This window comes from Variovorax sp. 05N34, from assembly GCF_056397405.1.
In genome coordinates this window covers 89,271-99,959 of sequence record NZ_JBFTNI010000011.1, presented here as the reverse complement: position 1 = coordinate 99,959, position 10,689 = coordinate 89,271, and the positions used below count along the sequence as shown (strand labels likewise).

Genomic DNA, 10,689 nt, shown 5'->3' with positions numbered 1-10,689 from the left:
CCCGACCCAACCCACTCGATCGCAGCGCATCATGCTCATCAAAATCGGCTTCGACATCGAACTGGGCGTCACTCCGCCCACGGCATTGATCTACATGCTGCGAGTGCACTCGTCACGTGCGCAGGATATCCAGCCCGGCGAAAGCACGACGATCAGCCCGCCGCTGCGAACAGACTTCTACACGGACACGTTTGGCAACGAGTGCGCGCGCGTGGCCATACCCTCCGGCGTGAGCAAGGTGCGCCTGCAGAGCCAGGGCGTGGTGTACGACACCGGCCTGCCTGACCCGGCGACATTCGATGCGATCGAGCATGCGCCTGCCGACCTCCCGACGTCGACACTGCAGTTCGTGCTGCCCAGCCGCTATTGCGAGGTCGACAGCGAACTGCTGCAGCTTGCGTGGGGGCTCTTCGGCGGCGTGCCGGCCGGATGGCAGCGCGTGCAGGCCATCTGCGATTTCGTTCACCAGCACCTGCGCTTCGACTATCAGAGCGCGCGAGCCACCCGTACCGCTTTGGAGGCTTATCGCGAACGCGTCGGCGTGTGCCGCGACTTCACCCACCTGGCCATCACGCTGTGCCGCTGCATGAACATCCCCGCACGCTATGTGACCGGGTACCTCGGCGACATCGGCGTGCCGCCGATACCCTCGCCGATGGACTTCAGCGCCTGGTTCGAGGTCTACCTGGGCGACCGCTGGCACACCTTCGACGCGCGCCACAACGTGCCGCGCATCGGTCGCATCCTGATCGCACGCGGCCGGGACGCGGCCGACGTGCCGATCACGATGGTGTTCGGTGCCAGCACGCTGGAGCGCTTCGAGGTGACGACGGATGAGGTGCTGCCGCAGCCGACCTTTGCGTGAGCCTCAGTGGGTCAGGCCGACATGGAGGTAACCGTTGCGGATGCTGGGACTGCCCATAAGGACGTAGAGGCCCTTGCCTTGCATCGCAAAGGCGACTCCGGTCGTCTGGCCGACGGTGAAGCTCGCCTTCTTCCATCCCTGTGGCTCGGTGGTCGACGGAACGGAGAGCGGGTAGCTTTCGGAACTGCTGCTGCCGTCTAGCGCCTTGCTGGTCACGTCGATCGACGTCGGACCGATGCTGTACTTGCTCCAGTCGCCCATTTCGCTGCCGCCATACGCAGTCGAAGTCGGCCACGAAGCGCCGCTCGGCAAGCCGACGCGGAAGACGCGATTCGCTGGCATGCGTGCGTCCGCATCCGATTCGAGCAGCACGTTCTCCCCGCCGATGCGCGCCACCGCAAAGACGAGCTTGTCGCTCGCATCGGAGTCGTTCGTGAAGGTCCAGTGCCCTTGCGCGTCCGCAGTGGCAGCGGCTGTGTAGTGGACCAGGGTCTTGCCGGTCCCCGTGCAATTGGCGAGATTCGACAAGGTGTTGGTTTCGTTGCACTGGTCGAGGCCGGTGCCCTGGCCCGAAATCTTCACTTCATGCAACCGCGAACTGAGTTGAGGCAACGAATTTCCCGATCCGGCAGTCAAGGTCAGGTCCAGGCGGTTGTACAGACCGTCGAGCTGGGTCTTGTCGGTCACGAGTGAACGCGTGGCGACAAACGGAAGCGACTCGCTGATGTTGGTGGTATTGGCGAACGGGAGAGGCAACGGCGCAACGCCGACGAGCGTATCCGCCGAGACGCGAAAACGCGCGTTATTAGAGGTCGCCAGCTTGGTGACCGCGTCGACCATGACGTAGGTGCCGGCCGTTTCAGGGTCGGTCATCAACGTGCCTGAACGAATGAGGGCGCCTGCGCTGTCGAGGAGCGCGTACTGCTTGAGGTCGAAGTCGACCTTGAACTTGAATTCCGTGCCGGCACCGCTGAACACCTGGTAGGTGCCGTTGCGGGCGTCGGCGGCGACCTCCGGCGTCGTTTGCGGCGCCTGGGTGTTTCCGGTGGCTCCGGTGGCCGAGCCGCCCGGCGCCTGAAGCGAAAAGCCGGCGCTGCCGCCGCTGCTACCGCCGCCGCAAGCGGCGAGACTCAAGATCAACATCGTCGCGCTCGCGACGGAAAACGGTGCCCTCATCTCGGTTTCTCTTTCGTTTTTATTGCGTCGGTGCGTCGAACTGACGATCACCTGACCAATAAATCGTAGGTTGTGAAACAACCTGTCACATAAAAAACCGGTGAGTCATCCTCAAAGATGAGGAGGGAGAGTTGCATCCATGCAACAACCATCTATGCGGCAGCGCGCTGGCGACGGTCGCCCTATCCCGCCACGTAGCCCAGCCGCTTCATCGCGGCGCTCAAGGCGGTGCGACTTTTCTCATAGTCCGCCCACGGTGAATTGCCGGTGGGCAGTCGGGCGCCAATGTTCTTCACCGTCCACTGCCAGGCGCTTTCAAGCACGGGCAGTTCGTCCCATGCCACCGGCACCGACACGGACAACCCCGGCCGGGACCGAACCGACCACGCGCATGCGGTCGTCGCGCCGAATCCGTTGCGCAGGTAGTCCACGAAGACCTTGCCCACGCGATTGCGAGGCCCGCTTTTGGCGACAAAGCGCTCGGGGATGGTCTCCGCCAGATGTTGCACGACGGCTTGAGAGAAGCCCTTGACGGCATCCCAGTCGTAGCTTCGACGCAGCGGCACGACCACGTGCAGGCCCTTGCCGCCGCTGGTCTTGAGAAATGCCGGCAGCCCCAGTTCGTCGAGCAGGGTCCGCACCAGCATGGCGGCTTCCTGGATACGCGACCATTCGACGCCTTCGCCAGGGTCGAGGTCGAAGGTCATCCGGTCGGGCTTGCCGATGTTGTTCGACGTCGCGTTCCATGTGTGGAACTCGACGACGTTCATCTGCGCCGCGGCCAGGATGCCCTGGTCGTTGTCGATCTGCAGCAGCGGATCGTGCCCCGGATCGAGCGCCGGGTCGAGCAGCTTCACGCCCGGCAGCTCGCTCTGCTTCATGTGCTTCTGAAAGAAGAGCTCGCCGCCCACGCCCTCCGGCGCACGCACCAGCGCCACCGGCCGGCCCTTGAGGTGCGGAAGAATGAGCTCGGCGACCTCGGCGTAATAAGCGACGAGCTCGCCCTTCGTGGTGCCGCTCTGCTCGTCGATCACGCGTTCGGCATGGGTGATGCGCTGCGGCATGGCTTTCGAAGCTCCTTGAGGTTTCGGTTCCTTGGTCGACTTCTTGGACTTCGCCTCGGTCGGGGTCGCCTGCTGAGGGGGCGCCGCGGTCTCGCGACGGATCTGCCCGGCGGGCTTGTCCGTGCGAAGCCCCTGGAATGCGGAGTGGCGGATGCGCCCGTCCTGCGTCCATTCGCCAAAGGCCACTTCGCACACCAGCACCGGCTCGACCCATTGCGCCTTGACGCCCGCAGGCCGCGTCTGAAACGGGCACTCTCTCGTCTGCACCTCGTCGAGCTTCGCCTTGATGTCCGTCAGGCGACCGACGTCGAATCCTGCGCCGACGTTGCCGCAATACTGGAGCGCGCCTTTGTCGTCGTACACACCCAGCAGCAGCGAGCCGAAGCCCGTGCGCGAGCCCTTCGGCGCGGTGTAGCCGCCGATGACGAACTCCTGCCGCCGCTGGTTCTTGAGCTTGATCCAATCCGGCGAGCGTCGCGACACGTAGCTCGATCCCTTGCGCTTGCCGACGATGCCCTCGAAGCCGACCTTCGCCGACGAAGCCAGCAAATCGCGCGGCGCGACGTCAAAGGCTTCGCTGAAGCGCAGGAGATCGGGCGGCTTGTCTCCCATCAGCCGGGCCAACGCTGCGCGTCGCTCTTCCAGCGGAACATCCCGCAGATCGCGCCCGTCCAGAAAAGGCGCATCGAACAGCCAGTAGACGATCGATGAAGTGGATCCGCTGTCGAAGGCGTTCTGCAGCGCCTGGAAGTCGGGCGCACCGTGCTCGTTGTGGACGACGATCTCGCCATCGAGCCACGCCGATCTCGTCGGGAGCTTCGCCAGTGCCCTGGCTACGCCTGGCAGCCTGGATGTCCAGTCATTGCCGTTGCGCGTGATGCACTGCACCTTGTCGCCGTCGATGCGAGCGAGGATGCGATAGCCGTCGAACTTGAGCTCATACAACCAATCGCCCGGCCGGAGCGGTGGCGCGGAGACCAAGGTAGCGAGTTCGGGCGAAAGCATTGCAGGCAATGGCGCCTTGCGACCGATGGCGCCCACAGCGGGTGTCTCGCTCGCCTTTGCGCTCACCTTTGTCTTCTTCGCGGCGGCCTCGGGCTTGGTTCCGTAGGTGACCGGCGGCGGGCTGTCGACGTCTCGTCCGGTCAAGACGCTGTCGGGTTCGGCCTCGACGACGTCATAGTCCGCGAGATCACGCGCCTCGTCGTCGCGCTCCTTGATCAGCAGCCAGGGCTCCTTCTTTTCGCCCCTGCCGCGCATGCGCACCAGCGTCCAATGCCCTCGCAGCTTCTTGCCGCGCAGTTCGAACTTGAGCTTGCCTTCGGCCAGGGACTTGCGCGCGTCGCCCAGCGCGGACCATTCGCCGCGGTCCCACACGATCACCGTGCCGGCGCCATACTGCTTCGGCGGGATGGTGCCCTCGAAGTCGGCGTACGAGATCGGATGGTCTTCCACCTGCACGGCCATGCGCTTGACGCTGGGATCGAGACATGGCCCTTTCGGCACCGCCCAGCTCCTCAGAGTGCCGTCGAGTTCGAGCCGGAAGTCGTAGTGCAGATGGCTCGCGTGGTGCTTCTGCACGACGAAGGACAGCGTCCCCTTGCCAGCCTTGCCGCCCGCCTTCGGCTCCGGTGTCTTCTTGAAGTCGCGCTTGCGGTGGTAGGGCGCCAGCGCTTCGAGTTCGGATGCGGGCATGTCGGGTCTCCAGGCTGGGACCCTAGGATGCGCCGACACGCACCGCTGTAGGAAAGCAACGGCGACGAGCGTCGGGAGGATTGCACCTTGCGCGTGGAACGCCCGCGCCGATCAACTCCGCTTGGCGACGAGGGTCAGGATGTCGTAGCTCGCGACCAGATCGCCATCCTGGTTGGTCACCTCGACGTCCCAGGCCACGACACCTTGTCCGACGCCGTTGGCATCCTTCTTCTGCCGATCGATCTTGCGCTTGCAGGTCAGGCGCGCGCGGATCGTGTCGCCGATGCCCACCGGCTTGATGAAGCGCAGCGTGTCGAGACCGTAGTTGGCCAGCACCGGCCCCGGCGCCGGCGAGACGAAGAGCCCCGCGGCGGCCGACAGCACGAAGTAGCCGTGCGCAATGCGCTTGCCGAAGGGGCTCTCCTTCGCGGCCACTTCGTCGAAGTGCATGTAGAAGTAGTCGCCGGAGATGCCACCGAAGGCAACGATGTCGGCCTCGCCCACCGTGCGCCGGTGCGTGAGCAGCGAGTCGCCGATCTGCAGGTCTTCGAAATGCTTGCGGAAAGGATGCACTTCGGATTCGTTCAGCTTCGCCCCGCGCACGTATTCGCCGGTGACTGCGGCCAGCATGCTCGGCGAGCCTTGCACGGCCGCTCGTTGCAGGTAGTGCTTGACGGCGCGCATACCGCCCAGCTCTTCGCCGCCGCCCGCGCGGCCCGGGCCGCCATGCTTGAGGAAGGGCAAAGGCGAGCCATGGCCGGTCGATTCGGCTGCGGCTTCGCGGTCGAGCACGAGCAGGCGTCCGTGGTGTGCGGCCGCAAAGGGAATGGCCTTGGCGGCGGTGGCCGGGTCCTTGGTGACCAGCGTGGCGACAAGGCTGCCGCGTCCGCGCGCTGCCAACGCGAGCGCTTCATCGAGTCCTTCATAAGGCATGAGTGTGCTCACGGGGCCGAACGCTTCGACATCGTGCGCGGCATCGTGGCGCATCGGTTCGCGTGAAAGCAGAAGCGTCGGCGAGAAAAACGCGCCCTCCGCTGCGCCTTCGCCGCGCGGCGCAAATCCATCGCGCTCGCCGAAGACCAGTTCCGCGCCTTGCATCAACATGCGCACGCGCTCGGCGACGTCGGCCTGCTGCGCGTGCGATGCGAGCGCGCCCATGCGCACGTCTTCGAGCGAGGGGTCGCCGACGACCATCTTCGCGAGCCGCGCACGCAGCTTGTCGGCCACGGCGTCGAGATGTTGACGCGGGACGATCGCGCGGCGGATGGCGGTGCACTTCTGGCCCGACTTGACGGTCATCTCGCGCGCCACTTCCTTGACGAAAAGATCGAACTCTTCATCGTCGGGCGAGACATCCGGCGCGAGGATGGCGCAGTTCAGCGAGTCGGCCTCGGCGTTGAAAGGGATCGATTGGCGCACGACATTGGGATGCACGCGCAGCTTCGCGGCAGTGTCCGCCGAGCCGGTGAAGGTCACGACATCGGAGCCATTGAGCCGGTCGAGCAGGTCGCCCGTGCTGCCGATCACCAGTTGCAGACTGCCCTCCGGCAACAGACCCGAGCGGTGCATCATCCGCACCAGCGCTTCGGTCAGGTAGCTGGTCGAAGTGGCCGGCTTGCCGATGCAGGGCATGCCCGCAAGAAAGCTCGGCGCCCATTTTTCGAGCAGGCCCCACACGGGGAAATTGAACGCGTTGATGTGTACCGCGACACCTCGGCGAGGCACCAGGATGTGCGTTCCCGCAAAGCCGCCCTTCTTGCCGAGCGRCATCGCCGGGCCTTCATGCACGAGGTTGCCCGACGGCAGTTCATTGCCGCCGATGCCGGCATAAGCGGCCAGCGTACCGGCACCGCCTTCGATGTCGATCCAGCTGTCCGCGCGCGTGGCGCCCGTGTGCGCAGAAATCGCGTACAGCTCTTCCTTGTGCTCGGCGATGTACTTCGACAGCGCTCGCAGGCGTTGCGCGCGCTGCTGGAAATCCATCGCCAGAAGATTGGGCAAGCCGATGTTGCGTGCGTGATCGAGCGCCTCGCCGAAATCGATGCTTTCGGCATGCGTGCTCGCCACGGCTCGGCCGTTGATTGCACTGCGAAGCTCTTGCGCGCCCTGCTGGCCGAGCCAGCGGCCACCGATGAAGCTTTGAAGGGTCTGGGTCATGAATTTCTCCGTTCTGCGGACAGTCAGGCAGCGACGGCGTTCTTGTTGCCGAGGCCAAGGTAGGTGTCGATGATTCGGCGGTCGTGCAGCAGTGCCTGCGCAGGGCCGGTCAATGCGACCGCGCCGGTTTCAAGCACGTAGCCGCGATCGGCGACCTGCAAGGCGGCACGCGCGTTCTGCTCGACCAGCAGCACCGAGACGCCATGCGAGCGCAATGAAGAGACGACATGCAGCACTTCGCGCACGATCAACGGTGCGAGGCCGAGCGACGGCTCATCGAGCATCAGCAGACGCGGACGCGCCATCAGCGCGCGACCGATAGCAAGCATCTGCCGCTCGCCACCCGATAGCGTGCTGGCGAGCTGCGCGCGGCGCTCTTTCAGGCGCGGAAAGATCGCGAACACTTCGTCCATGCGCTCGCGCTGATCGCGCTTGCCCGTGCGCCAGCGGTAGAAGCCGCCGAGCAGCAGGTTGTCCTCGACCGACATTTCGCCGAAGAGCTCGCGCCGCTCGGGCACGAGCGCCACGCCGCGCGCCACCATCGCTTCGACGCTTGGCCGTGCGATGCGCTCGCCTGCGAGCGTGAGGCTGCCGGTGGAGCGCAGCAAGCCCATCGCCGCACACAGCAACGTGGTTTTGCCCGCGCCGTTAGGGCCGATGACCGTGACGATCTCGCCCTCGTCGACGCGCAATGCGACGCCATGCACCGCCTCGACCGCGCCGTAGGCGACGCTGAAGTCCTGGAGTTCGAAGAGCGGGTTCATGTCATGCAGCCATCGGGATCGGTTCGTCGCTGCCGCCGAGATAGGCGTCCAGCACGCGGGGGTTGGATTGCACTTCAGCGGGCGTGCCTTCGGCGATGACGGTGCCGAACTCCAGCACGGTGATGCGGTCGGCGAGGTTCATGACGAATTCCATGTCGTGCTCGACGACGAGGATGCCCAGCCCTTCGGCGCGCAGTTGCGAAAGCAGCGTTGCGAGCGCCTGCTTTTCGAGGTGGCGCAGGCCCGCTGCCGGTTCGTCGAGCAGCAGTGCGGCGGGCTGGCCCGCGAGCGCGCGTGCGATCTCGACCACGCGCTGCTGGCCCAGCGCCAGCGATGCGGCCGGCGCGTCGGCGTATTCGCCGAGCCCGCAGCGCTCGATCTGGCGGCGGGCTTCGGCCAGAAGTGCGGCTTCTTCCGCACGGTCCATCCGCAACATCGAACTCAACCAGCCATGTCGCCCGCGCCGGTGGGCACCAAGCGCCACGTTCTCCAGCACGCTGCGCGTGCCGAGCAGACGCACATGCTGAAAGGTGCGACCGAGCCCGCGTGCCGCGAACTCGCGCGATGGCCTGCCACGCATCGGCTCGCCCATCAGGCGCACTTCGCCTTCACTCGGATCGTCGACGCCGGAGATCATGTTGAAGAAGGTGCTCTTGCCGGCGCCGTTCGGGCCGATCAGCGCATGCACTTCGCCGGCCTTGAGCGTCATCGCCACCGCGTTGTTGGCGACGAGCCCGCCGAAGCGCTTCGTGACCTTGTCCGCCTCCAGCAGCAGTTGGCTCGCAGGAGGTAGTTTGCGAGTGGCAAGCGTGGTGGTCGTCTTCGGCACAGGCACGGGGTCCGGCTTGAGGAATCGACCGGACACGCGCGCCAGCGTGGGCCACATCCCTTCGGCGAAGCGTTGCAGCACGAAGAGCATCAGCAGCCCGAACACGATCACTTCGAAGTTGCCGCTTGCGCCAAGCAGCTTGGGCAGGATGTCCTGCAACTGCTCCTTGACCAGCGTGATCAGCGTTGCGCCAAGCACTGCGCCCCAAAGATGTCCGGCGCCTCCGACCACGGCCATGAACAGGTATTCGATGCCGATGTTGAGGTTGAAGGGCGTCGGATTGACGAAGCGCTGCATGTGCGCATAGAGCCAGCCCGACAGCGCCGCGAGCAGCGCCGCAAGAACGAACACCTTGACCCGATAGCGCGCCGTATCGACACCCATCGACTCGGCCATCACGCGGCCGGACTTGAGCGCGCGGATGGCGCGGCCCTCGCGCGAGTCGAGCAAGTTGTGCAGCGCCCAGAGTGCGAGCAGCAGGACCGCCCAGATCAACGGGCCCAATGCGCGCGGCGATGCGAGCGAGAAACCCGCCACCGTGAGCGCCGGAACGCCGGTGATCCCGGTCTGCCCACCGAGGAACTCCAGGTTGCCGAAGAGGAAATAGAGGCTCAGCCCCCATGCAATCGTGCACAGCGGCAAGTAGTGGCCCGACAGCTTGAGCGTGATGGCGCCCAATCCCCACGCGATCGCAAAGGTGAGCACGAGCCCGAGCACCAGCCCGACCCACGGCAGCACGCCCGGCGAAATCACCCCGCCCAACGCTGAAGCGGCAACCGGCGACGTGCAGACCCAGGCAGTCGCATACGCGCCGACGGCAACGAAAGCCGCTTGCCCGAAGGACGTCATGCCGCCGATGCCGGTGAGCATGACAAGGCCCGCCGCGACCATCGAATAGAGACCGATGTAGCTGAACAGCGTGACGGTGAATTCCGGAAGCCAGGCCCAACTGAGCGCCAGCGCCGCAATGCACAGCAACGTGAGATAGCGCCGCGTCATTCCTCATCCTCCACATGACGGCTGCGCAGCGAGCGCCACCACAGGACGGGAATGATCAGCGTGAACACGAGAACCTCTTTGAATGCACTGGCCCAGAAGGAAGAGAAGGCTTCGAGCTGCCCCACCAGCAGCGCTCCGAGCAGCGCGATCGGATAGCTACCGAGTCCGCCCACGATCGCCGCGACAAAACCCTTGAGCCCGATGAGAAAACCGGTGTCGTAATAGACAGTCGTCAGCGGCGCGATGAGCAGGCCGGAGACGGCGCCGATCAATGCTGCGAGGGCAAAACTCAAATCCCCCGAAAGATCCGTCGGGATGCCCATGAGCCGCGCGCCGACGCGATTCATTGCCGTGGCGCGCAGGGCCTTGCCGACGATGGAGCGTTCGAAGAAGACGAACATCAGCACCACCAGCACGAAGGCGACGCCGACCACCACCATCGACTGGCCGCTGATCGGCACACCGCCGACATCGAATTGCGCCTCGGAGAAAGCAGGCGTGCGCGATCCTTCGGCGCCGAAGAACAGCAAGCCCAGGCCGACCAGCACGCCGTGCAGCGCAACGGAGACGATCAACAGAATCAGCACCGTCGCATCAGCCAAGGGCCGATACGCCAGCCGGTACAACAACGGCCCCAGGGGCGTGATGAGCACCAGCGCCGTCACCGCCTGCATCGCGAGCGACGACGGATGCAACCCGAGCACCAGCGCGCAGGCCAGCACCGGAAAGGCCACCGTCCACACAGCCGTGGCCTTCCAATCCACCGTGGCGCCCCGCTTCCAGCGCCAGGCTTCAACTGCAAGCGTTGCGACCGCAAGCGCCAGCAGCAACCACAGCGTCGCCGGCGTACGCCCGCCGTTGAGCGCCGCCATCGACAACGCGCCAAAAGCCACGAGTTCGCCTTGCGGGATGAAGATCACCCGCGTGACGGAAAACACCAGCACCAGCGCCAGGGCCATCAGTCCGTAGACCGCCCCGTTGACGATGCCGTCCTGCCCCAGCAAAAGAGCAATCTGAGTATCCATCACACCCCCAGGCTCGCCCACTGCGTGTGGCCGCCACCCCCCTCAAGGGGGCGCTGCCAGCGGCCCGGCGAAGCCGGTTCCGCGGCGGCTCCCGCAAAGAGGATCCGGAGCGCCG

The 10,689-nt window shown here is 65.5% G+C and carries 7 protein-coding genes; 1 reads left to right on the top strand and 6 read right to left on the bottom strand.

Annotated features, from left to right (window positions below; genetic code table 11):
* Window positions 1–31 precede the first annotated feature (31 nt).
* Complete coding sequence (locus AC1DMA_RS26220) at window positions 32–865, top strand: transglutaminase-like domain-containing protein (protein WP_478128680.1); 834 nt, start codon at window positions 32–34, stop codon at window positions 863–865.
* Window positions 866–868: 3 nt separating this feature from the next.
* Here the strand turns inward: AC1DMA_RS26220 and AC1DMA_RS26215 are convergent, their stop codons facing one another.
* The 6 genes from AC1DMA_RS26215 to AC1DMA_RS26190 all read right to left on the bottom strand — a co-directional run bounded on the left by AC1DMA_RS26215 (window position 869) and on the right by AC1DMA_RS26190 (window position 10,574).
* Entirely contained in the window at window positions 869–2,041 is a 1,173-nt protein-coding gene (locus AC1DMA_RS26215) for a hypothetical protein (protein ID WP_478145962.1), read from the bottom strand.
* 182 nt (window positions 2,042–2,223) lie between these two features.
* Window positions 2,224–4,800, bottom strand: coding sequence for a DNA ligase D (ligD, locus tag AC1DMA_RS26210; protein ID WP_478145961.1), 2,577 nt, complete (start codon window positions 4,798–4,800; stop codon window positions 2,224–2,226).
* 111 nt (window positions 4,801–4,911) lie between these two features.
* Complete coding sequence (gene paaZ, locus AC1DMA_RS26205) at window positions 4,912–6,957, bottom strand: phenylacetic acid degradation bifunctional protein PaaZ (protein WP_478145960.1); 2,046 nt, start codon at window positions 6,955–6,957, stop codon at window positions 4,912–4,914.
* Between the two features lie 23 nt (window positions 6,958–6,980).
* Window positions 6,981–7,721 carry an ABC transporter ATP-binding protein gene (locus AC1DMA_RS26200; protein ID WP_478128676.1) on the bottom strand — a complete coding sequence of 247 codons (741 nt, stop codon included), beginning with the start codon at window positions 7,719–7,721 and terminating at the stop codon, window positions 6,981–6,983.
* Window position 7,722: 1 nt separating this feature from the next.
* Window positions 7,723–9,549 carry a branched-chain amino acid ABC transporter ATP-binding protein/permease gene (locus AC1DMA_RS26195; protein ID WP_478145959.1) on the bottom strand — a complete coding sequence of 609 codons (1,827 nt, stop codon included), beginning with the start codon at window positions 9,547–9,549 and terminating at the stop codon, window positions 7,723–7,725.
* Complete coding sequence (locus AC1DMA_RS26190) at window positions 9,546–10,574, bottom strand: branched-chain amino acid ABC transporter permease (RefSeq protein ID WP_478145958.1); 1,029 nt, start codon at window positions 10,572–10,574, stop codon at window positions 9,546–9,548. Before AC1DMA_RS26190 ends, AC1DMA_RS26195 begins: the two co-directional genes overlap by 4 nt.
* Between the last annotated feature and the right edge of the window lie 115 nt (window positions 10,575–10,689).

Excerpts from the sequence above, each read along its gene's own strand:
- AC1DMA_RS26220 (WP_478128680.1), top strand. The coding sequence starts at position 32 with ATGCTCATCAAAATCGGCTTCGACATCGAACTGGGCGTCACTCCGCCC.
- AC1DMA_RS26215 (WP_478145962.1), bottom strand. The coding sequence starts at position 2,041 with ATGAGGGCACCGTTTTCCGTCGCGAGCGCGACGATGTTGATCTTGAGT.
- ligD (WP_478145961.1), bottom strand. The coding sequence starts at position 4,800 with ATGCCCGCATCCGAACTCGAAGCGCTGGCGCCCTACCACCGCAAGCGC.
- AC1DMA_RS26200 (WP_478128676.1), bottom strand. The coding sequence starts at position 7,721 with ATGAACCCGCTCTTCGAACTCCAGGACTTCAGCGTCGCCTACGGCGCG.
- AC1DMA_RS26195 (WP_478145959.1), bottom strand. The coding sequence starts at position 9,549 with ATGACGCGGCGCTATCTCACGTTGCTGTGCATTGCGGCGCTGGCGCTC.
- AC1DMA_RS26190 (WP_478145958.1), bottom strand. The coding sequence starts at position 10,574 with ATGGATACTCAGATTGCTCTTTTGCTGGGGCAGGACGGCATCGTCAAC.